This is a genomic window from Gordonia sesuvii, from assembly GCF_036350415.1.
GTDB lineage: Bacteria > Actinomycetota > Actinomycetes > Mycobacteriales > Mycobacteriaceae > Gordonia > Gordonia sesuvii.
The window spans coordinates 594,977-616,448 of sequence record NZ_JAZDUF010000002.1 but is presented as its reverse complement, the minus strand read 5'-3'; the positions used below and the strand labels follow the sequence as shown (position 1 = coordinate 616,448).

At 68.7% G+C, this 21,472-nt stretch carries 21 protein-coding genes; 14 read left to right on the top strand and 7 right to left on the bottom strand.

Features of this window, described 5'->3' with window-relative positions:
* The first annotated feature begins 2 nt into the window (after positions 1-2).
* The 4 genes from VZC37_RS09530 (at position 3) to VZC37_RS09515 (ending at position 3,194) form a co-directional block, all read left to right on the top strand.
* Positions 3-1,175, top strand: coding sequence for a glycosyltransferase (locus VZC37_RS09530; protein WP_330432211.1), 1,173 nt, complete (start codon positions 3-5; stop codon positions 1,173-1,175).
* Positions 1,176-1,184: 9 nt separating this feature from the next.
* Complete coding sequence (locus VZC37_RS09525; protein WP_330432210.1) at positions 1,185-1,379, top strand: DUF3046 domain-containing protein; 195 nt, start codon at positions 1,185-1,187, stop codon at positions 1,377-1,379.
* A gap of 244 nt (positions 1,380-1,623) precedes the next feature.
* On the top strand, positions 1,624-2,667 hold the full coding sequence (gene recA / locus VZC37_RS09520) for a recombinase RecA (RefSeq protein ID WP_160902538.1): 1,044 nt from the start codon (positions 1,624-1,626) through the stop codon (positions 2,665-2,667).
* Positions 2,668-2,675: 8 nt separating this feature from the next.
* Positions 2,676-3,194 carry a regulatory protein RecX gene (locus VZC37_RS09515; RefSeq protein WP_330432209.1) on the top strand — a complete coding sequence of 173 codons (519 nt, stop codon included), beginning with the start codon at positions 2,676-2,678 and terminating at the stop codon, positions 3,192-3,194.
* A gap of 44 nt (positions 3,195-3,238) precedes the next feature.
* Here VZC37_RS09515 and VZC37_RS09510 read toward each other — a convergent pair whose 3' ends face one another.
* Entirely contained in the window at positions 3,239-4,228 is a 990-nt protein-coding gene (locus VZC37_RS09510; RefSeq protein WP_330432208.1) for a transporter substrate-binding domain-containing protein, read from the bottom strand.
* Between the two features lie 132 nt (positions 4,229-4,360).
* Between VZC37_RS09510 and miaB the strand changes: the two genes are divergently transcribed.
* Genes miaB through VZC37_RS09495 form a run of 3 tightly spaced genes read left to right on the top strand, consistent with a single transcriptional unit; the run spans position 4,361 to position 6,980 of the window.
* A complete protein-coding gene (gene miaB, locus VZC37_RS09505) occupies positions 4,361-5,932 on the top strand; it encodes a tRNA (N6-isopentenyl adenosine(37)-C2)-methylthiotransferase MiaB (RefSeq protein WP_431309368.1) in 1,572 nt (523 codons plus the stop codon).
* Positions 5,932-6,555 carry an Rv2732c family membrane protein gene (locus tag VZC37_RS09500; RefSeq protein WP_330432207.1) on the top strand — a complete coding sequence of 208 codons (624 nt, stop codon included), beginning with the start codon at positions 5,932-5,934 and terminating at the stop codon, positions 6,553-6,555. Before miaB ends, VZC37_RS09500 begins: the two co-directional genes overlap by 1 nt.
* Positions 6,552-6,980, top strand: coding sequence for an acyl-CoA thioesterase (locus VZC37_RS09495; RefSeq protein ID WP_330432206.1), 429 nt, complete (start codon positions 6,552-6,554; stop codon positions 6,978-6,980). Before VZC37_RS09500 ends, VZC37_RS09495 begins: the two co-directional genes overlap by 4 nt.
* 54 nt (positions 6,981-7,034) lie before the next feature.
* On the opposite strand, the gene VZC37_RS09490 is transcribed toward VZC37_RS09495, so the two are convergent.
* Entirely contained in the window at positions 7,035-8,408 is a 1,374-nt protein-coding gene (locus tag VZC37_RS09490; RefSeq protein ID WP_330432205.1) for a DUF349 domain-containing protein, read from the bottom strand.
* Positions 8,409-8,600: 192 nt separating this feature from the next.
* Here VZC37_RS09490 and VZC37_RS09485 point away from each other — a divergent pair, with 192 nt between their 5' ends.
* The 4 genes from VZC37_RS09485 to hflX all read left to right on the top strand — a co-directional run bounded on the left by VZC37_RS09485 (position 8,601) and on the right by hflX (position 12,786).
* The gene (locus VZC37_RS09485) at positions 8,601-9,332 is read left to right on the top strand and encodes a class III extradiol ring-cleavage dioxygenase family protein (RefSeq protein ID WP_330432204.1); all 732 of its coding nucleotides are present in this window, start codon (positions 8,601-8,603) and stop codon (positions 9,330-9,332) included.
* Complete coding sequence (gene miaA, locus VZC37_RS09480; RefSeq protein ID WP_330432203.1) at positions 9,329-10,240, top strand: tRNA (adenosine(37)-N6)-dimethylallyltransferase MiaA; 912 nt, start codon at positions 9,329-9,331, stop codon at positions 10,238-10,240. The genes VZC37_RS09485 and miaA overlap by 4 nt, the downstream gene beginning before the upstream one ends.
* Positions 10,241-10,337: 97 nt before the next feature.
* On the top strand, positions 10,338-11,225 hold the full coding sequence (gene dapF / locus VZC37_RS09475; RefSeq protein ID WP_330432511.1) for a diaminopimelate epimerase: 888 nt from the start codon (positions 10,338-10,340) through the stop codon (positions 11,223-11,225).
* Between the two features lie 76 nt (positions 11,226-11,301).
* Positions 11,302-12,786 (top strand): GTPase HflX, encoded by a 1,485-nt coding sequence (gene hflX, locus VZC37_RS09470; protein ID WP_330432202.1) that lies wholly within the window; start codon positions 11,302-11,304, stop codon positions 12,784-12,786.
* A gap of 224 nt (positions 12,787-13,010) precedes the next feature.
* On the opposite strand, the gene VZC37_RS09465 is transcribed toward hflX, so the two are convergent.
* Genes VZC37_RS09465 through VZC37_RS09450 form a run of 4 tightly spaced genes read right to left on the bottom strand, consistent with a single transcriptional unit; the run spans position 13,011 to position 17,322 of the window.
* The gene (locus VZC37_RS09465; RefSeq protein ID WP_330432201.1) at positions 13,011-13,271 is read right to left on the bottom strand and encodes an HPr family phosphocarrier protein; all 261 of its coding nucleotides are present in this window, start codon (positions 13,269-13,271) and stop codon (positions 13,011-13,013) included.
* A 52-nt stretch (positions 13,272-13,323) separates the two neighbouring features.
* Positions 13,324-15,414 (bottom strand): PTS fructose transporter subunit IIABC, encoded by a 2,091-nt coding sequence (locus VZC37_RS09460; RefSeq protein WP_330432200.1) that lies wholly within the window; start codon positions 15,412-15,414, stop codon positions 13,324-13,326.
* A 53-nt stretch (positions 15,415-15,467) separates the two neighbouring features.
* Positions 15,468-16,493, bottom strand: coding sequence for a 1-phosphofructokinase family hexose kinase (locus VZC37_RS09455; RefSeq protein WP_330432199.1), 1,026 nt, complete (start codon positions 16,491-16,493; stop codon positions 15,468-15,470).
* 58 nt (positions 16,494-16,551) lie between these two features.
* Positions 16,552-17,322: a DeoR/GlpR family DNA-binding transcription regulator gene (locus tag VZC37_RS09450; protein ID WP_330432198.1), complete on the bottom strand. Its 771-nt coding sequence runs from the start codon at positions 17,320-17,322 to the stop codon at positions 16,552-16,554.
* A gap of 171 nt (positions 17,323-17,493) precedes the next feature.
* Here VZC37_RS09450 and ptsP point away from each other — a divergent pair, with 171 nt between their 5' ends.
* On the top strand, positions 17,494-19,164 hold the full coding sequence (gene ptsP, locus VZC37_RS09445; RefSeq protein ID WP_330432197.1) for a phosphoenolpyruvate--protein phosphotransferase: 1,671 nt from the start codon (positions 17,494-17,496) through the stop codon (positions 19,162-19,164).
* Positions 19,165-19,179: 15 nt separating this feature from the next.
* Here ptsP and lexA read toward each other — a convergent pair whose 3' ends face one another.
* Complete coding sequence (gene lexA, locus VZC37_RS09440; RefSeq protein ID WP_330432196.1) at positions 19,180-19,947, bottom strand: transcriptional repressor LexA; 768 nt, start codon at positions 19,945-19,947, stop codon at positions 19,180-19,182.
* 287 nt (positions 19,948-20,234) lie between these two features.
* Here lexA and VZC37_RS09435 point away from each other — a divergent pair, with 287 nt between their 5' ends.
* Together VZC37_RS09435 and nrdR are read left to right on the top strand one after the other, a co-directional pair.
* Complete coding sequence (locus VZC37_RS09435) at positions 20,235-20,876, top strand: LysM peptidoglycan-binding domain-containing protein (RefSeq protein ID WP_330432195.1); 642 nt, start codon at positions 20,235-20,237, stop codon at positions 20,874-20,876.
* Between the two features lie 103 nt (positions 20,877-20,979).
* Positions 20,980-21,462 carry a transcriptional regulator NrdR gene (gene nrdR, locus VZC37_RS09430; RefSeq protein ID WP_330432510.1) on the top strand — a complete coding sequence of 161 codons (483 nt, stop codon included), beginning with the start codon at positions 20,980-20,982 and terminating at the stop codon, positions 21,460-21,462.
* Positions 21,463-21,472 lie beyond the last annotated feature (10 nt).

Here is a 21,472-nt window from a genome sequence, read left to right as displayed (position 1 = left end):
CTTTGCGCATCGCCGTTGTCGCGGGACCCGATGCGGGACATGCGTTTCCGGCATTTGCGCTCGCCGAGCGCCTGAATGCGGCCGGCTTCGAATCGATCGTCTACACCGGCGCCCGGTGGTGCGCGCCCGCGCTGCGGTGCGGAGTCGACGTCGCGGAGTTGCCCGGGCTCGCCGCCGTGGACGGTGACGACGACGCGGACGCCGGCGCCAAGCTCAGTCGACGGGCGGCGCGGATCGCGGTGGCCCTGGCGCCGCAGCTGGCCACGGCCGGTGTCGATCTGGTGATCTCGGACGTGATCACGGTGGGCGGCGCCTGGGCAGCCGAACTCGCCGGCATCGACTGGATCGAACTGTCGCCCCATCCGCTCTACCGGCCGTCACGCGGACGCCCGCCGATCGGCGCCGGCCTCGAACCCGGGGTCGGTGTCCGTGGCCGGCTGCGCGACGCGACTATGCGCGCAGCCACCGGACGCTCGCTACGGGTGGGGGAACGACAGCGGTCGCGGGCACGCGCGGAGATCGGTCTCACCGGTGCGGCCGGGGTACCGATCGCCCGGTTCGTGGCGACACTGCCCGCGCTCGAGGTGTGGCGCCCCGATTGGCCGTCGGACACCCACCTGATCGGACCACTGCTGTGGGAACCCACCGACGCCACCTTCACCCGCCCGTCTGCCGCAGGACCACTCGTGCTGGTCGCGCCGTCCACCGCGGCGACCGGGACCGCGGACCTGGCGTCCACGGCGCTCGCCGCGCTCACCGAGACGTCTCTCGGAATGACTGTGCGGGTGGTGGTCTCGGCGCTGGAGCGACCCGACGGGGTGGCGGAATCGGAGCGGGTGGTGGTCGGCAACGCCCGCCAGGACGAGATCCTGCAGGACACATCGTTGGTCATCTGCGGGGGTGGGCACGGGATGCTGGTGAAGGCATTGTCCGCGGGTGTCCCGGTGGTCACGGTGCCCGGCGGCGGTGATCAGTGGGAGCTGGCCAACCGGGTGACGCGGCAGGGCAGTGGACTGCTGGTGCGGCCGCCGACGGTGGAATCGATGGCGCTCGCGGCGCGTCAGGTGCTCACCGATCCGGGGTTCGCCGTGGCGGCGCGCGACGTGTCGGCGTCGGCAAGCGGGGTGGTGGACCCGGTGCGGATCGTGCGCGAAGTGATGCGGCGTCGTGGGTAGGCTGGCCGCGTGCGTCTGACGGAGTTCACCGAACTGATCACCGCCGAATTCGGGGAGCGGTCTGCGGATTCCATCCTCGTCGACCACGTCCTGATCGAGTTCGGCGGGAGAACCGGTGCGCAGGCGATCGAGGACGGGTTCGATCCGCGGGACGTCTGGGTGGCCATCTGCCGCGACTTCGACGTCCCCCGCGAACGCTGGTGATCCGCAGGCGTGTCACGCTTGCCATCGAACACATGTTCGTTCATTCTGATGTTCGACGGAACCACAACGGGTCCTGATGCGTCCTAGGAACACGTAACCGGAACCCGCGGCCGACACAGACATGAGGCCAGACGGTATGTGAGCGAATTCTGTCGGACCCCCCGGCTAGCGTGCACATCAACTCATCCACAACAGCAGACCCACAATCCACGGCCGCACCGGCCGGAGTTCGGAGGAGAATCTCATGGCACCAGCACCGCAGGATCGGGAGAAGGCGCTCGATCTGGCTCTCGCGCAGATCGACAAGAACTTCGGCAAGGGCTCGGTGATGCGGCTCGGCGAGGAGACCCGTCAGCCCATCGAGGTGATCCCCACCGGCTCCATCTCGCTGGACGTCGCCCTCGGCATCGGTGGTCTGCCGCGTGGCCGGATCATCGAGGTCTACGGCCCGGAGTCCTCGGGTAAGACGACCGTGGCGCTGCATGCGGTCGCCAATGCCCAGGCGCAGGGCGGGATCGCGGCGTTCATCGACGCCGAGCACGCCCTCGACCCGGACTACGCCGCCAAGCTCGGCGTGGACACCGACGCGCTGTTGGTGTCGCAGCCCGACACCGGTGAGCAGGCACTCGAGATCGCCGACATGCTGATCCGCTCCGGTGCTCTGGACATCCTGGTCATCGACTCCGTGGCCGCGCTGGTGCCCCGGGCCGAGATCGAGGGCGAGATGGGCGACAGCCACGTCGGCCTGCAGGCGCGACTGATGAGCCAGGCGCTGCGCAAGATGACCTCCGCGTTGAGCAACTCCAAGACGACGGCGATCTTCATCAACCAGTTGCGCGAGAAGATCGGCGTCATGTTCGGCTCTCCGGAGACCACCACCGGTGGCAAGGCGCTGAAGTTCTATTCGTCTGTCCGGCTTGATGTTCGACGCATCGAGACGCTCAAGGACGGCACCGACGCGGTCGGCAACCGCACTCGGGTGAAGATCGTCAAGAACAAGGTCGCGCCGCCGTTCAAGCAAGCCGAGTTCGACATCCTCTACGGCCATGGCATCAGCAAGGAGGGCTCGCTGATCGACATGGGCGTGGCCGAGGGCTTCATCCGTAAGTCCGGTTCGTGGTTCACCTACGAGGGGGACCAGCTCGGCCAGGGCAAGGAGAACGCCCGCAAGTTCCTGATCGAGAACGACGACATCCGCGACGAGATCGAGAAGAAGATCAAGGAAAAGCTCGGCATCGGGGCAGTGGTCGATGCCGATGACGTCGCGCCGGCGCCGGTGGAGTTCTGATCCAGGAGATGACCGGCACCCCGGACCCCGAGGAGCGGACCGGACCCAGCGCATGGGATGCGGCACTCCGGCTCCTCGGGGTCCGTGCCCGTTCTCGGCAGGAGATGATCGACCGGCTGTCGCGCAAGGGTTTCGACGAAGACACCGTGGACGACGTGATGGGTCGGCTCGACAAGCACCATCTGCTCGACGACGAGGAGTTCGCCGCCGAATGGGTGCGCTCACGGCACGCGCATTCCGCCCGCGGCAGGGTCGCGCTGCGGCAGGAGCTGCGTGCCAAAGGCATCGATCCCGGTGTCGTCGAGACGACGCTGGCCGAGTTGGACCCCGCCGACGAACGCGCCGTCGCAGCCGAACTGGTCGCCAAGAAGCTCACCGCGGTCCAGATCGACCGGCTGCACCACGACCCGAGTACACGTGACGGGGTATTCCGGCGGCTCGCCGGCATGTTGATGCGGCGCGGCTATCCGCAGTCGATGGCCATCGAGGTGGTCACCGAGGCATTGGACGCGGCCACCGCGCGCTGAACAACCGCGCGCTGAACATCAGTGCGGCTTCGCCGCCGTGATGGTCAGCGAGGCTCCGTCTCGCACGGGACGGTCGTTTCCTCGAGGAAGTCGAGATCCCCGGGATCGGGGGTGAAGTCGAACGGCGAACCCGGCTCGGCGGCACGGGCGATCATGCGGTCGACCTGGGCGTCGCCGATCGCGTCACGAAGCGCTCGCTCCCAGGGGGAACGTCCGTCCGCTGTGGGCTCCATCATCGTCACCAGCGCTTCGTTGACCGCGGTCACCGTTTCGGATTGCCCGGCGCCCAGGCCGATCCCGTAGCGCTCGGTGGAGAAGGGCGTACCGGCCCGCTTGAGAGTGCCGTCCACGCAGGCGTCGGTGGGGTAGGTCATGTCGACGAGGGTGAACTCACCGGGATACCGGTTCTCGTAGCCGGCGAGGATCACCTCGTCGGTGGTCAGGGCGTCGACGCGGCCACGTCGCAACGCCTCGACACAGCTCGAGGCGGTGTCGTACTCCTCCAACTGCACCGACGGGAGCTGCGCCGTCACATTCTGTGCCGAGGTGGAGCCGGTGACCGAGCACAGGGTCTTGCCCTCGTCGAGGTCGGTGAGTGTGGTGATCGACTCGTCGTCGGCGCGAACCAGCAACCCCTGGTAGTTGACCAGGTACGGGCCGGCGAAATCGACTTCTTCGGCGCGCTCCGGTGTGATCGAGTACGTCGCGGCGATCATGTCGACCTGGCCGTTGTCGATCAGCGTCTCGCGTTGTGTCGACGGTGTCTCCCGCCACCGGCTTCGCGGCTCGGACACACCCAGCGAATCGGCTATTCGCGCGACGACGAAGGTCGAGACCGCGGGGTCGAAGCCGGTCACCGACTCGTCTGCGTTGCGGATGCCGAGACCGGGCTGATCGAACTTGGTGCCGAGCACCACTGATCCGTCGCGGATCGAGTCGAGGAGGTTGCGGGGATCCGAGCCGAAGCATCCGGACGCAACGACGGCGACGATGACGAGCGTGGTGACGAGCCGGCCGGTCCGCGATGTCGTCATATGCCTTCACCATAGTGCGGGTGGCAGCCAGTGTCCCGGACTCACGTCGTCCGAGATCATCGGACGGAGTGTCGACGAGGTGTCCCACGGCACACCGAAAGGTCGATTTGCGCAGGCCCGTACCCTGGAATTGTGAGTATCGAGTTGTCCGAGCGGCGCGGTGTGCCGGCTTCCGGCGAGCAGACCGATGCGGTCTCGGCCCGGAGTTATCAGGTTCGTACCTACGGATGCCAGATGAACGTTCATGACTCCGAGCGCATCGCCGGGCTCCTCGAAGACGCCGGGTACGTGAAGGCCGACGACGGGGGCGCTGCCGACCTGGTCGTGTTCAACACGTGTGCCATCCGGGAGAACGCCGACAACAAGCTCTACGGCAATCTGTCACATCTGGCACCGGTCAAAACGGACCGACCCGGCATGCAGATCGCGGTCGGCGGATGCCTCGCGCAGAAGGACAAGGACACCGTGCTACGCAAGGCGCCCTGGGTGGACGTCGTCTTCGGAACGCACAACATCGGGTCCCTGCCCGCCCTGCTCGACCGGGCACGCCACAACGACTCGGCTCAGGTCGAGATCCTCGAATCGCTCGAACGCTTTCCGTCCACGCTGCCGGCCAAGCGGGATTCGGCATACTCCGGCTGGGTGTCGGTCTCGGTCGGATGCAACAACACCTGCACGTTCTGCATCGTGCCGTCGCTGCGCGGGAAAGAGGTTGACCGTCGGCCTGGTGACGTCCTCGCCGAAGTGCAGGCGCTCGTCGACCAGGGAGTCCTCGAGGTGACCTTGCTCGGACAGAACGTCAACGCCTACGGCATGTCCTTCGCCGACCCCGATCAGCCGCGTAACCGCGGTGCGTTCGCGGAGTTGTTGCGGGCCTGCGGCGACATCGACGGTCTCGAACGCGTTCGGTTCACGTCACCGCATCCGGCCGAGTTCACCGACGACGTGATCGACGCGATGGCCCAGACCCCGAATGTGTGTCCGCAGTTGCACATGCCGCTGCAGTCGGGTTCCGATCGTGTGCTGAAGTCGATGCGGCGCAGTTATCGGCAGCGCAAGTTCCTGGGCATCCTGGAGAAGGTCCGTGCGGCGATGCCGCATGCGGCCATCACCACCGACATCATCGTCGGATTTCCGGGCGAGACCGAAGAAGACTTCCAACAGACCCTCGACGTGGTCGCCGCGGCGAGGTTCTCCAGTGCCTTCACCTTCCAGTACTCTCCGCGGCCCGGCACGCCCGCCGCGACCATGCCCGATCAGGTGCCGGCCGAGGTGGTGGGCGAGCGATACCAGCGTCTGATCGCCCTGCAGGAGCAGATCTGTCTCACCGAGAACGAGAAACTGCTCGGGACCGAGGTGGAACTGCTGGTCGTGGCCGATGAGGGCCGCAAGTCGGCGCACACCGGCCGGATGACCGGCCGTGCTCGCGACGGTCGGCTGGTCCACTTCGCGGCCGGTCAGGATCGCGAGGCCCAGGTCATCCGTCCCGGTGACGTCGTGACGACCCATGTCACCGGAGCGGCCCCGCACCACTTGATCGCCGATGCCGGCGTCGCGTCTCACCGCCGTACTCGCGCCGGAGACGCCCACGAGGCGAGTCGGTTGCCCACCACGCCGCCGGTCGGGGTGGGCCTCGGAATGCCCACCATCGGTGCGGCGTCGCCCGAACCGGTCACCGTGGGATGTGCAGGAGGATGTGGCTGATGAGTGCTCGAGACGAACGAGACGAGAAGCGAGCAGTCGGTGCAGGGGGCTTTGCCGCCTACGAGACCGAGCTGCGCAAGACAGAACGCAAGGTGGCCGGTGAGATCGATCCCGGTCTGCGTGGCGTGGTGGTCGCCGTCGCAGTGTTGGTCGCGATGTTGTCGATGGTGTTGCCGCACACCGGTTCTGCCAGTGGTATCGAGGTACTGACCTTCGCCCCCGATGCCGACGCCGAGCGGGTGACCATCACCTCGATCGTGTTCGTCTACTTGGTCGCGATCTTCGGGATCGGTGCGTCCGTCCTCGCGCTGCTGACGCGGCGATGGGTTCTCGCCTGGGCCGCGCTGTGTGGCAACGCCGTGGCGTGCGTGGCCGGCATGTTGGCGTGGTGGTCGCGTAACACGCCGGGCGTCGGCGGTGTGGTGCCTCCGTCCGGTGTCGGCATCGGCCTGATCGTGGCCTGGCTGGCGGTGCTGGTGCTGGCCTTCCACTGGGCTCGCGTCGTCTGGGCCCGGAGCACCTATCAACTGGCGCTGGAAGAAGAACGCCGCAAGGAGGCGGCCACCCGTGACGCGCTGGCCCGGTCGCTGCAACACCGGCCCGACGCGAACCCAGAAGGGTGAGCGACGACGCCCACCGCGCCGAGGACTATCCCGCGCACGTCACGGAGAAGATCCGCTACGCCGACACCGACCGTCAGGGTCACGTCAACAACGCGGTGTTCGCGACGTTCCTGGAATCCGGTCGCGTCGCGGTGCTCTACGATCCGCTCGCCCCGCTCGTCGAACCGGGCAGCTCGTTCGTCATCGCCCGGCTGGAACTGGATTTCCGTGCCGAGATGACGTGGCCGGGCGAGGTCATCGTCGGGACCCGTGTCGCGTCGACCGGACGCAGCTCGATCGTGCTCGAGCAGGCGATTTTTCAGGATGAGCGGTGTGTCGCGACGGCGAAGACGGTCATCGTCGGCGTGGACGAGACCACCAGAAGGTCACGGCCGCTGTCAGAATCGGCGATCGAGATCCTCGGCGGACTGACCGCGCCACGCTGACCTGGTCGAACCTGGTCCTGCCCATACCTGGTCCGGAGAACCGCTGCCGTCGTGTCAGCGGTCCGCGATCGCGCTCGCCGCCGCGTCGGCCCATTCCTTCCACTGCGCCGCCTGCTCACGCAGCTTTGCCGCATCCTTGGCCTTGCCCCGTTCCTCCGCCTTGCGCGCCTGATCCTCGAGCTGGGCGGCGCGATCGGCGAACTGGGCGGCGCGCGCCTGCGCCTCGGGGTCGGTGCGTTGCCACTGGGCGTCCTCGGCGTCGCGGACGCGCTTCTCCAGCGCGCGCGCACGGCCTTCGAGCGAGCCCATCTGGTCGCGGGGCACCTTGCCGATCTCGTCCCACTGCTCGCGGAAACTGCGGAGCTCGCGCCGCGCTGCATCGAGATCGGCGGAGGGGTCGATGGCGCGCTCGGCGTGGTCGAGCAGCGACACCTTGGCGGCCGCATTGGCGGCGAACTCGCTGTCCCGTTCCGAGCTGGCCGCATTGCGTGCGGAGAAGAAGACGTCCTGGGCCGCCTTGAAGCGTTGCCACAGCGCGTCGTCGGAGTCGCGCGGCGCGCGACCTGCCGCCTTCCACTCCGTCAGCAGCTCGCGGAATCGCGCCGACGTCGGCCCCCAGTCGGTGGAGCCGGACAGCTCCTCGGCACGGAGGATGAGCTCCTCCTTGCGCGCCTTCGCACCGGCACGTTCACGGTCCAGTTCGGCGAAGTGCGCGCCGCGCCGACGATTGAACGCATCGCGAGCCTTGGCGTAGCGCTTCCACAACGTGTCGTCGGTCTTGCGGTCGACGCCCTTGATGGTCTTCCACTCGTCCAGGATCGCTCGGAGGCGGTCGCCGGCCACCTTCCATTGGGTGGACTCGGCGCCGATCTGTTCGGCCTCGGCGGCCAATTCCTCCTTGCGGGCGATCGCGGTCGCCCGAACCTGTTCGCGTTCGGCCTTGATGGAGTCGGCGACTTCGTCGGCGCTGCCGACGATCGCGGTCAAACGCTGCTCGAGGGCGTTCACGTCGCCGATCACCGCGGCTGTCGGGAGCGTCTCGAGCAGGTGCCGGGCAGCGGCCTGGGCCTTGCGGGGATCACCGGAGCGGGCGGCGAGTCGCTCCTCGAGGATCTCCACCTCGGTGGCGAGGTCGTCGAACTTGCGGGAGAAATGCGCGAGGCCGTCCTCCACGGAACCGGCCTGCCACGAACCGATCTGCCGCTCGGAGCCTCCGACCTTGAGCCAGACGACGCCGTCGGAATCAATCCGGCCGAACTCATGCGGGTCGCCACACGGGACCGGGGTGGGCAGCGGGTGGACCTCGGCCGCGCCGGGCCGGGGTCCCGGACGGGGGCCGGGTTTGGGCATCGGGCGAGGCTTGGGTGGTCCCGGACGCGGCACCGCCGCAGGGTCCGAGGCAGGTGTCGGGTCGGTCGGATTCGTCATGTGCAGGTGCCCTCTCCCGCAGGTTGGTGCCGCGCGTCACGGCTGCCGTCTCGTCGAGGCCCGTTCGCCGGCGTTGGGGCGACCCGGGCTCTCACCATTCAACCAGGTCAGATGCCGATGCGGGGCGCTGCGGCGACATTCGGGCGTGACGGGGTGGGCTGCGCGGGTGTGAGGTCGGCTAGCGTCGTTGGCGTGCTGGCGTCCGTGGTCTTCGTCCCGAGTGCCCCGCTGCTGGTTCCGGCGCTGGCGGGTCCGGACGCGATGGATACCGAACCGGTGCGGGCGGCCACCCTCGCGGTCGGGCGAGAACTCGCCGGCGCAGCCACGACCTGGGTGGCGATCGGAGCGCGTGACCCGGCGTCGACGCAGGTGGGGCGCGCCGGGACGTTCGCCGCCTACGGAGTCGACGTCCCGGTCACGCTGGACGGGGCCGAGTTCCGCGGGACCGGTCCGGGGCTGCCGTTGTCGATGCTGATCGCGGGATGGGTACGCGCCGAGGCCGGGACCGGCGGCGTCGAACCCGTGACCGTCGAACCGGTAACCGTCGCGCCGGACGCGTCGCCGGCGGACTGCGCCGCCGTGGGGTCGCAACTGCGTGAACGCGTCGACGGGGACTCGACGCCTGTCGGGGTCCTCGTCGTCGCCGACGGGTCGACGGCCCTGTCGGCGCGTGCCCCCGGCGGGGGTCTGCGGCCCGAAGCGGTCGAACTACAGCAGCGGATCGACGAAGCGATCGGGTCCGCCGACACCGCAGCACTCGCCGAGCTCACCGTCGACGACTGCGCCGCGGCCGGGGTTGGCGGGCGACCGGCCTGGCAGGTTGCCGCGGAACTGTGTGCGGGTCGCACATTGAACACGCAGGTCACCTACCGTGCTGCACCCTTCGGTGTCGGCTACGTGGTCGCGTCCTGGACTCCGCGGTGAGGCCCGCCGTCGCGCCGATCGCGATCGTCGGGCCGACGGCAGGGGGGAAGTCCGACCTCGCCCTCGACCTCGCCGGACGCCTCGGCGGGGAGATCGTCAATCTCGACGCCATGCAGCAGTATCGCGGCATGGACATCGGCACGGCGAAGCTGCCGGTCGATGAGCGGCGGGGTATCCCGCACCATCAGATCGACGTGCTCGACGTCACCGAGACAGCCACTGTCGCCCGGCATCAGCGCGCGGCGGGAGCCGACGTCGAGCGGTTGCTCGCCGAGGGCAAGGTGCCGGTCCTCGTCGGCGGGTCGATGATGTACATCCAGGGTCTGCTCGACGACTGGCGGTTCCCGGCCACCGACCCCGAGGTTCGGACAAGGTACGAGACGATGCTCGCCGAACTCGGCGTCGCTGCCATGCACCGGCTGCTGGCGGAGGTCGACCCGGACGCGGCCGCTTCGATCCTCGACACCGACGGCCGACGTATCGTGCGCGCACTCGAGGTGGTCGAACTCACCGGCGAGCCGTTCGCCGCGTCCGCACCCACCATCGGTGACCCGCGGTGGCACACCCGCATCATCGCGCTGGACCGCGACACCACAGCCCTCGACGAGCGCATCCGGCAGCGCACGCGGCAGATGTTCGAGCTCGGGCTGGCCGATGAAGTGCGCGGGCTCTGTGAGGTGGGCCTGCGTGAGGGGCGAACGGCGTCGCGCGCCATCGGATACGCGCAGGTGCTCGCGGCATTGGACGGCGAATACGACATGGCCACCGCCGAGGAACTGACCTTCGTCGGCACGCGCCGCTACGTGCGGCGGCAGCGGTCCTGGTTCCGTCGTGACCACCGGATCGTCTGGCTGGACGCCGCGCGGGACGACCTGGTGCCGGAGGCGCTGCGGATGGTCGGTCGGTGAGCCCGCCTCGTAGGCTGGAGGGGTGACGGCGAGAACGGGTGAAAGCGCATGGGGTCAAAGCGCAAGGGGTGAAAGCGCAGCGGGTGACCGCGCAGCACTGCGGTTCGTCAAAGGACATGGCACGCAGAACGACTTCGTCATCGTGACCGATCCCGAGGCGCAGATCGATCTGACCACGCCACTGGTGGCGGCCCTGTGCGACCGGCATCGGGGGATCGGCGGTGACGGTCTGCTCCGGGTGGTGCGGTCGGGGTCGCTGGTGGAACGCGGCGTCCTCGACGAACTGCCGTCCGGAGTGGCGCCCGACGACTGGTTCATGGACTACCGCAACGCCGACGGCTCGGTCGCCGAGATGTGCGGCAACGGTGTGCGGGTGTTCGCCCATCACCTCCGCGCGTCCGGGCTGGTGGCCACCGACGAGTTCACCGTCGGATCGAGGGCAGGTGCACGGCCGGTCGTCGTGCACAGCCACGACTCCGTCCATGCCGACGTCACCGTGCAGATGGGACCGGTACGCACAGACGGCGAGTCAATGGTGCGCATCGGCGACGACGTCTACCGCGGTCTCATGATCGACGTGGGCAACCCGCATCTGGCCTGCGTGGTTCCCGACCTGACCGCGGCCGACCTGGCGCAGGTTGACTTCACCGACGGGGTGATGCTCGAGGACGACGCCTTCCCCAACGGCGCGAACGTGGAACTGGTCACACCCGCGGGCGAGCCCGACGCGGATGGACGCCTACCGGCCGCGATGCGTGTCTTCGAACGAGGTGTCGGCGAGACCCGCAGCTGCGGCACCGGGCTGGTCGCGGCGGGGGCGGCGGTGCTGGCGTCGCGCGGGGAATCCGCAGGCAGGCTTTGTATCACCGTGCCCGGGGGACGGGTCGAGGTGGGCGTTGGTGCCGACGGCGCCTATCTGCGGGGTCCCTCGCGGCTGGTCGCCGACGGCGAACTGCGGCCGGGCTGGGACAGCATCGACGACTGACGGTCGGCTCACCGGCGTCCGTGCAGGAAAACGGGATGCTGAGCGGTGCTGCGCCGTGAGATCATGAATGTCACCCATGACAGAACCAGCATTCACACCCCACACGTCCGTCCACGACGACGACCTGGCCGATCTGCCCGGCGACCCCGCCGACGGCGGCGACATCCTCGACGGACTGGCCCGCCCGACCACCGGCGAACTCCAGCTCGAAGAACGTGCGTCGCTGCAACGCGTCGCCGGGCTCTCGACCGAACTCACCGACATCACCGAGGTCGAGTACCGGCAGTTGCGCCTGGAGCGCGTCGTCCTGGTCGGAGTCTGGACCGAGGGCTCCGCCGCCCAGGCCCGCGCCAGCATGACCGAACTCGCGGCGCTCGCCGAGACCGCGGGCTCCGAGGTCCTCGATGCCTTGATCCAGCGCCGTTCGCGTCCCGACTCGGCCACCTACATCGGTTCCGGCAAGGCCGACGAACTGCGTGCCGCGGTGCTGGAGACCGGCGCGGACACCGTGATCTGCGACGGTGAACTCACTCCGGCGCAGCTGACCGCCCTGGAGAAGATCGTCAAGGTGAAGGTCATCGACCGGACCGCCCTGATCCTCGACATCTTCGCCCAGCACGCGACGTCGCGGGAGGGCAAGGCGCAGGTGTCCCTGGCGCAGATGGAGTACATGCTGCCCCGACTGCGCGGTTGGGGTGAGTCGATGTCGCGACAGGCGGGCGGCCGTGCCGGCAGCAACGGCGGCGTCGGTCTGCGCGGTCCCGGTGAGACGAAGATCGAGACCGATCGTCGGCGCATCCGTGAACGTATGGCCAAGCTGCGACGCGAGATCCGGTCCATGAAGAAGTCCCGAACCGTCATGCGCGCCGCTCGCGAGCGCAACGCCGTGCCCCGGCTGACGGTCGCCGGCTACACCAACGCCGGCAAGTCGAGCCTGGTCAACGCGATGACCGGCTCGGGAGTGTTGGTGCAGGACGCGCTGTTCGCCACGCTGGACCCGACCACCCGCCGGGCGACGCTCGACGACGGCCGGGCCGTGGTCTTCACCGACACGGTCGGATTCGTCCGGCACCTGCCGACGCAGCTGGTCGAGGCGTTCCGGTCCACCCTCGAGGAGGTCGTCGACGCCGATCTCGTGCTGCACGTCGTGGACGGATCGGATCCGTTCCCGACCGAGCAGATCGCGGCGGTGCGCCGGGTGATCAACGAGGTGGTCGCCGAAGAAGGCGCGGCGCCGCCGCCGGAACTGTTGGTGGTCAACAAGATCGATGCCATCGACGCCCACCGCATGACCGAGCTGAGGGCAGCCCTCGGCGACGCCGTGTTCGTCTCGGCGCGTACCGGCGAAGGTCTCACCGAACTGTTCGACCGCATCCGCGAGTTCGTCGGACGCACCGACGTGGAACTGACCATCGACGTGCCCTACACCCGTGGCGACATCGTGTCTCGGCTGCACGAGGAAGGGGAGATCCTGACCAGTGAGCACACCGCGGACGGCACCACGATGCGGGTGCGGGTCCCGGCGGCGTTCGCCGGTGTCCTGGAGCCCCTGCGAACCTGACCCACGCAACCGCTTTCGGTGATCGAGTAGGGCGAGCCGCCCCAACCGCTGATCGAGTAGACCGGAGCGTTTTCCCGCTGATCGAGTAGACCGGAGCGCTAGCGGAGGTCGTATCGAGATCCCGTTCGGCGACAGGGATCTCGATACGGTCTCGCCTAGCGGCTCGCCCTACTCGATCAGCGGTTGGGGGCGGCTGGAGCTGTTCGATCAGCGGTTCGACTCGGCTAGTCCGCGTCGAGATCCTTCGCGACGAGCGCGGCGATGCTGTCGAGCGTGCCCTGGTCGTCCGCGGTCACCACGACGTTGGTGCCCTTCTCCGCCCCGAGGGTCATGATCATCAGCGCCGAACCGGCGTCGACCGGGTCGCCGCCCTCGAGCGCCAGGGTGACCGTGGCGCCCGAATCCGTGACCGCCTCGGCGATGATCGTCGCGGGCCGGGCGTGCAGACCGACGGCGGACCCGACGGTGACGGTGGTGCTGGGCATGGGATGTCTCCTCTTGTTGTCGTCGTGTTGATCCAGTCTGTCCGAAAGCCGCTCAGGCGGGGACGGTTTCGACATCCGCGAAACCTGCCGCGTGCTGCCGGTTCACGCGCCATTGCTTGGCGGTGATCACGGCGAAGGCACCCAGCGCGGTCCCTGCCGCGAGCGCTACGAGGAACAATACCCAGTTGTTCATCGCGAAGAAGACGAAGATGCCGCCGTGTGGCGCGCGTAGTTCGACGCCGAACGCCATCACGAGTCCGCCGGCCAGGGCCCCGCCGGCCATCATCGAGGGGATGACCCGGAACGGGTCGGTCGCCGCGAACGGGATCGCGCCCTCCGAGATGAACGACGCTCCGAGCAGCCAGGCGGCCTTGCCGTTCTCGCGTTCCGGTTCGGTGAACAACTTCGGTCGCAGAACCGTGGCGAGGGCCATCGCCAGCGGCGGGACCATGCCGGCGCACATGACCGCCGCCATGATCTGCAGTTGCGCGACCCCGCCGATCGCCAGGCCCGTCGTCGCGAACAGGTATGCGGCCTTGTTCACCGGTCCGCCGAGGTCGAAGCACATCATCAGGCCGAGGACGACGCCCAGAACGACGGCCGAACCGCCGGACATGCTGTTGAGACCCTCGGTCATCTGTTCGGTGACCCACGCCAGCGGCTTGCCGAGCAGCATGTACAGCAGGACACCGATCACCAGACTGCCGATCAGCGGGATGATGACCACGGGCTGTAGTCCGCGTGCCCACTGTGGCAACGGGATTCGTGATATCCACAAGCACACGACGCCGGCGATGAGGCCGCCGACCAGGCCACCGATGAAGCTGGCGCCGACGGCCACCGACACCAGGCCGGCGACGAAACCGGGTGCGATGCCGGGGCGGTCGGCGATCGCGAACGAGATGTAGCCGGCGAGGACCGGTACCAGCATGCCCATGGCCAGGGAGCCGACCGCGAACAGCACGGCGCCGATGTACTGCCCGAGGCCGCCGGCCGGTAGATCCCACAGACTGTTGTTGAGCGCGATGAAGGCGCCGTCACTCATCCCGCCCTCGGCGTCGAGGGTGCTGTTCGCGATCTCGTATCCACCCAGGAACGGCAGGAATCCCAGCGCGATGAGCAATCCGCCTGCGGCGACGAACGGGATCATGTAGCTGACGCCGGTCATCAGGGCCTGACGGGTCTGTCCGCCGAGGCCGACGCCCCCGCCGCCGGACGTCGATGCGTCGGTTGTTCCGTCGTCGTCACCGCCGCTGACGACGGTTGCCGACGGATTCTCGGATGCGGCAACGGCTTCGGCGATCATCGTGTCGGGTTCGTTGATCGCCCGTTTGACCCCCGATGCGACCACCGGTTTGCCGCGGAATCGGTCCTTGCCCTTCACTCCGACGTCGGTCGCGAAGATCACCGCGTCGGCATCGGCGATGACCTGCGGATCGAACGGGGTGGTCGCGGACGAACCCTGCGTCTCGACATGAAAGTCGACGTCGGCGCGTTCGGCCGCGTACTTGAGCGCGTCGGCGGCCATGTAGGTGTGTGCGATGCCCGTCGGACAGGCCGTGATCGCCACGATCGAACGACGCTTCGCACCCTGATCCGTCGCCGTCGCCGTCGCCGTCGCACCGGCCGAGCTCGCACCGGCTGCGCCCGCCCCGGCTGCGGCCACGGACCCGGCCTGCTCCGACGGCCGGGGATTGATGGCTTCGTCCACGAGTTGCACGACGCGCTCGTCGGTCTCGGCCTCGCGCAGTGACGCGACGAAGTCGGGCCGGACCAGCGAGCGTGCCAGGGAGCTCAGGAGTTTCATGTGCTCGGATGCCCCGCCTTCGGGCGCGGCGATCAGGAACACGAGGTCGGCGGGACCGTCCGGTGCGCCGAAGTCGACCTTGTGCGACAGTCGCGCCATCGCGAGGCCGGCCTCTGTCACCGACTCGGCCCGGGCGTGCGGGATGGCGATGCCGCCGGGTAGCCCGGTGGCCGATTTCGCCTCACGTTCGAGGGCGCCGCGGGCGAGCACCGCCGCATCGGTCGTGCGGCCGGCGTCGGCGAGCGCGTCGGCGAGGTAGCCGATCACAGCTGCCGGGTCCTCGCCGGCATTCACGTCGAGTCGCACCGTCTGAGGTGTGATGATCTGTTCTGACATCGGGGGTTCCTTCTCGGGGTCTTCCTTGGGGATCGGGGCTTGCGGGGTGCGGGTCAGCCGGCGCGGGGCGACCCGGTGAGTTCGGTGACATGCACGTGGGACAGGTCGAGTTGCTCGGGCGCCGGCGGTCGTGTGCCGGGTAGGGCGGTCGCCGCCGAGCCGTACGCGACTGCGGTGCGCAGACGCTCGGGTTCCGCTGCGCCGCGACTCTCGGCGATCAGATATCCGGTCAGCGCGGCATCTCCGGCGCCTACGGTGCTCCGCGGCACGATGGGGGGCGGGGCCGCGAACCACGAACCGGTCGCCGTGACGAGAAGTGCGCCCGACGCGCCGAGCGTCGCGAGGATCGCCGCGCCGGTCCGCTCCACCAGTTGTCCGGCAGCCTCGATCAGGGGGGCGTGGTCGCCCCGGGCGGTTGCCGCCGACAGCTGTGCCGCGTCGGCGCCGACCGCCTCGGCGAGTTCCTCGTCGTTGGGTTTGAGGAGGTCGACCCGACCGGTGACCGCCGCCGCCAGTGGCGCACCCGAGGTATCCACGGCCACAAGGCATCCCGAGTTGGACAGCGCGTCGACGACGGTGCGGTACCAGTTGGCGGGCAATCCGGGCGGCAATGAACCGCACAAGGCGACCCACCGTGCCCCGCGGGCGTTCTCGAGGACGAGTTCGGCGAGTCGTCGGGCCTGGGCGTCGTCCAGCACGAAGCCGGGGGCGTTGATCTTCGTGGTCGTGCCGTCGGGGTCGGCAACTGTGATGTTCGATCGGACCTCACCGTCGATCGGCAGGGCGAGGTAGGGGAGCGCGACGTCGTCGAGCGCGGTGAGCAGCGGGTCACCGGCTCGCGCCGGCAGGATCGCACGGGTCGGGACCCCCGCAGCGGCGGCCACCCGTGCGACATTGACCCCTTTGCCGCCCGGCTCGGCAAGCGCCGTCCGGGCGCGTTGCACAGCGCCGTGCGTGAGTGGGGTCGACAACTCCAGCGTGCGGTCGAGGCTGGGGTTTGCGGTGACCGTGAGGATCGTCGGGGCCGGGTCGGCATGCGAGGGGGCGGGATCGAGCGGGTCGGGCCGGGATGCGGTCATCGGGTGCCTCTCGTCGGGCCGGTTGTGCAACGGCTGTTGGATGGTGGCTGTCGCGTGGTCATGCGATCACCGTCTCGATCCCCTTGTCGGAGAGCTCCGCGGTGGTCGCCGGGTCGATACCCCGGTCGGTGATCAGCACGTCGATGTCCGTGAGGTCGGCGAAGGACGTCAGGTCCTCGTGCCCGAACTTCGAGGAGTCGGCGAGCACGACGACGCGATCGGCGCTGCGACAGATCGCCGCCTTCACGGCTGCTTCGTCGGGATCCGGGGTGGACAGTCCGTGCGCGGTACTGATCCCGTTGGTTCCCACGAACGCGGTCGAGACACGCAGTCGGGCCAGAGTGTCGACGGTGCCGGCGCCCACCATCGCCTGGGTGAGTCCACGCACTCGGCCGCCGAGGATGTGCAGGTTGTCGCCGTTGAGACCGGCAAGTGCAGCGGCGATCGGGATGCTGTGGGTGACCAGGGTCAGCCGGCGGTCCCGCGGAAATGCAAGGGCCGCCTGATAGGTGGTGGTTCCCGCGTCGAAGAAGACCGAACCACCGGCGTCGGGGAGAAACCGGATCGCGGCGCGTCCGATCGCCAGTTTCTGGTCGGTGTGTGACCTCTGCCGTTCGTCGATGCCCTGCTCGACGGTGACCGGTGTGGCGCCAGGCCGGACGGCGCCGCCGTGGACTCTCTGCACATGTCCGGCGCGCTCCAGGGCGGCGAGATCACGCCGGACGGTCTCACTGGTGACGTCGAACAGCGCAGCCAACTCGGCGACCGAGGCGCGGCCGTCCACGCGGACGCGATCGGCGATGGCCTGCTGTCGTTCCTCGGCGTACACGTGAACCTCACCTGTTGGTTTTCCTGCGTTTGTGGTGTTGATGTATCTGTGTTTACGCCTGTTTATGTTGACAAGTCAAGCGTTTCTTGTAACTTGAATCACAACGGTGACTCTGGGCGGCTGAGACGCATAATTGATGGGTCACGCCCGTCGACCACAGTGAGGATTTCGGTGGAGCACACACACGTACTGAGCGGAACGCCTGTAGTCGCAGGACATGCCTATGCGCCGACCGTGTGGCCCGGTGAACGACCCGTGTACGACCCGGCCACGGCGGCACCGGTCCCCGACGAAGAACGCGAAGTGGAAACCAAACGGTTCACCGACGCCGCGGCGACCGTGGCCGCACGCCTGCGGGAGCGGGCATCTCATGCATCCGGCGCTGCGGCCGAAGTCCTGTCGGCGACTGCCGGTCTGGCCGAGGACCGTGGCTGGGTGGGTGCGGCATCAGGCCTGATCGCCAAGGGGAGCACGGCACCGGCGGCCGCGGTACTGGCCACCGAGCAGTTCGCGGCGATGTTCACCAAGCTCGGAGGTCTGATGGCCGAGCGGGTCACCGATCTCAACGACGTCCGCGACCGGGTCGTCGCCGAACTGCTGGGCGTCCCCGAGCCCGGCGTCCCCGAACCCGACGAGCCGTCGGTCCTGCTCGCCGACGACCTCGCGCCGGCCGACACCGCGGGACTGGACCCGGCAAAGATCACCGCGCTCGTCACCCGGCTGGGCGGGCCCACCAGTCACACGGCGATCATCGCCCGCCAGCTCGGCATCCCTTGTGTGGTGGCGGTGTCGGGCCTGGCCGATGTCCCTGCCGGAACCCCCGTGCTCGTGGACGGGACGGCCGGGACCCTCGAGGTCGAGCCGGATGCCGCCGAGGCGACCGCGCAGGTCGAGGAGAGTCGGCGGATGGCGGCACTCGTCGCGAGTTGGTCCGGGCCCGGGCAGACCGCGGACGGACGGCATGTCAGCGTGCTCGCCAATGTCGCCGACGGAACGTCGGCGCGCACGGCGATGAAGTATCCGGTCGAGGGCGTCGGTCTGTTCCGGACAGAGCTGGCCTTCCTGGATCGCTCGGATGCGCCGTCGGTGGAGGAGCAGACCGGTCTCTACCGTGAGGTTCTCGAGGCGTTTCCCGGGCAGAAGGTCGTCATCCGCACGCTCGACGCCGGCTCCGACAAACCGCTGAAGTTCGTCACGCAACTCGATGAGGCCAACCCGGCGCTCGGCGTCCGCGGTAATCGGATCGCCGGTGAGCATCCGGACATCCGGACGGCCCAGCTGGATGCGATCGCCGCGGCCGCGCAGGGCCGCGAGCCCATTCCGTGGGTCATGGCGCCGATGATCGCCTCCGCCGCGGAGGCCGCCGAGTTCGCCGCGCCCGTCCGGGAGCGCGGCCTGGTCGCCGGGGTGATGGTGGAGGTGCCCGCTGCGGCGATCCTCGCCGAAGCCATTCTCGCGGAAGTGGATTTCGTCTCGATCGGGACCAACGACCTCACGCAGTACACGATGGCGGCGGATCGCATGTCGGCGGAACTCGCGGCGCTGACCGACCCGTGGCAGCCGGCGGTTCTCGCGCTCATCGCGCGGGTGGCCCGAGCGGGCCAGGAGGTCGACAAGCCGGTCGGTGTGTGCGGCGAGGCGGCCGCCGATCCGCTACTCGCTTGTGTCCTCGTCGGACTCGGTGTGACGTCGCTGTCGTCGGCGCCCGCAGCGGCGGCGGCAGTCGGCGCACGATTGGCGCAGACCACCACGGACCAGTGCCGGGCCGCCGCCGACGCGGCGCTGGCCACATCGGACCCGGCGGCCGCGCGGGCGGCAGCGACCGCGGCCCTGGAGAGCTGACCGCCCGGAGCGACCTCAGACGCGGCGCATCACGGTGACGACCTTGCCGAGGATCGCGGCATCGTCGCCGGGGATGGGTTCGAAGAGTTCGTTGTGCGGCATGAGCCAGACGTGACCGTCCTTGCGCTTGAACGTCTTCACCGTCGCCTCGCCGTCGATCATCGCGGCGACGATGTCGCCGTTGTCGGCAACGCTCTGCTGTCGGACGACCACCCAGTCCCCGTCGCAGATCGCCGCGTCGATCATCGACTCGCCGACGACGCGTAGCAGGAACAGCGATCCCTCACCGACCAGTTCGCGGGGGAGGGGGAACACGTCTTCGACGGCCTCTTCGGCGAGGATGGGTCCGCCGGCCGCGATCCGTCCCAGCACCGGGACGAACGTCGGAGTGGGCAGATCATCGTTCTCGGCCGCAGCAGACGAGCCGCCCGGCGGGACGTGCTGGTCGCCGTCCTGGATGTTGACCGCGCGGGGGCGATTGGCATCGCGCTTGAGCAGACCCTTGCGTTCGAGGGTGCGCAGCTGGTGTGCGACCGACGACGTCGACGTGAGACCGACGGCGTCCCCGATCTCGCGGATGCTCGGCGGATAGCCGCGCTCGCGGACCGACGCCCGGATGTACTCCAGGACCCCACGCTGACGCGGGGTGAGGCTCGCTTCCGCGGCCGCGGGGTCGGCAACCGGGTCGGAATCCGACGTTCCGGTTGCCGTGTCGGGTCGATCGATCCCGCGGGCGGCGCCGCGCCGTCCTCCGGATCTGTTTCCACCGGCCCTGTCAGTCATCTGCGTAGTCCTTTCTGTCGAGTGCCCGGCGGTGCCGGGCACTGCGGTTCCGGACGCTTCGGGGCGAACTCCTCGATGCCACCGTTCGATGCCCCCGTTCGATGCCACTGTTCGATTGCACTGTTCGATCCCGCTGATCGAGACCCGGTTGCCGTTCTGTGTCCCGCTGTTTTCTGTGTGCTGCTGTCTTGTTCCTGTCGCCGACAGTAATCGAACATTCGACCTTGTTCAAACATGTGTTCGACGTGTGTCGAGACTTTGTCGGAGTGGCGTGTTAGGTTTCGAACATGCGTTCCATCGAACACGTGATCGATCACGATGTCGATCCCGGTGAGCCGGTGGGGCCCGATCCGTATCCGCACTCGATCAGGAGGACACGTTCGATGAGCACCGCGACGATCAGCACCCCGACCATCAGCACGACAGAACTGATTCAGTCCGCCCGGCCGTCCGGTCGGCAGTCCGTCGGGAACCCGCACCGTGCGGGCCGGGTCGGGGCGCCGGTGACCCGACCACCGCGTGGCGGTGCTCACGCGCCGGTTCGTCCGGCCGATCGGCGACCCGTCGGTCAGTCGGCGCGTCCAGGGGCGTATGTCTCCGGTACCCGTTGTGACGCACCGGTGGTCGACCGGAACGTCATCGCGCGCCGACGTGCCACCGCCGCCTCCGTCCTCGTCGGTGCCGCGCTCGCGCTGGTGGTGTGGGTCGTTGCGATCGTCGGGTCCGACTACGCGGCCTCGGTCGAGCCGGCCCCGGTGGGTACCGAGGTCGTGCATGTCCGGCAAGGCGATTCGCTGAGTTCGATCGCGGACCGGGTCGCCCCGGGTGTGCCGCGGGATGCGGTCATCGCGCAGATCGTCGAGCGCAACGATCTGCCGGGTTCGGGCCTGCGTGTGGGTCAGGCGTTGATCGCCCCCGCGTACCGCTGAGACCCGGACGGTATCCTCGATGGCACAGGGTCCGGCCGGGAACCGGCACGGCGCGGCGGGTGTCCGGTGCGCCGGTGTGTCCCGAGATGTGCGTGAGGACGACATGCGCTGCCCGTTTTGCAGGTACGAAGACACCAAGGTCATCGACTCGCGTGTCGCCGACGAGGGGCAGGCGATCCGACGGCGCCGGTCGTGCGCGAGCTGTGGTCGCCGATTCTCGACGGTCGAGAGCGCGGTGCTGTCGGTGGTGAAGCGCAACGGCGTCACCGAGCCGTTCAGTCGCGAGAAGGTGATGCGCGGTGTCCGACGTGCCTGTCAGGGCCGAGACGTCGCCGAGGATGCGCTCGCACAGCTAGCGCAGCAGGTCGAGGACGCGGTCCGGGCATCGGGATCTGCCGAGATCCCCAGCAACGAGGTGGGGCTCGCCATCCTCGGACCACTGCGGGACCTCGACGAGGTCGCCTATCTCCGTTTCGCGTCGGTGTACCGGTCGTTCGACTCGCTCGAGGATTTCCAGCGTGAGATCGATGATCTACAAGGCGATCTCACGCACCAGAAGACGTCGCGGGCCTCGGTGACCGAATAGTCACGAGACC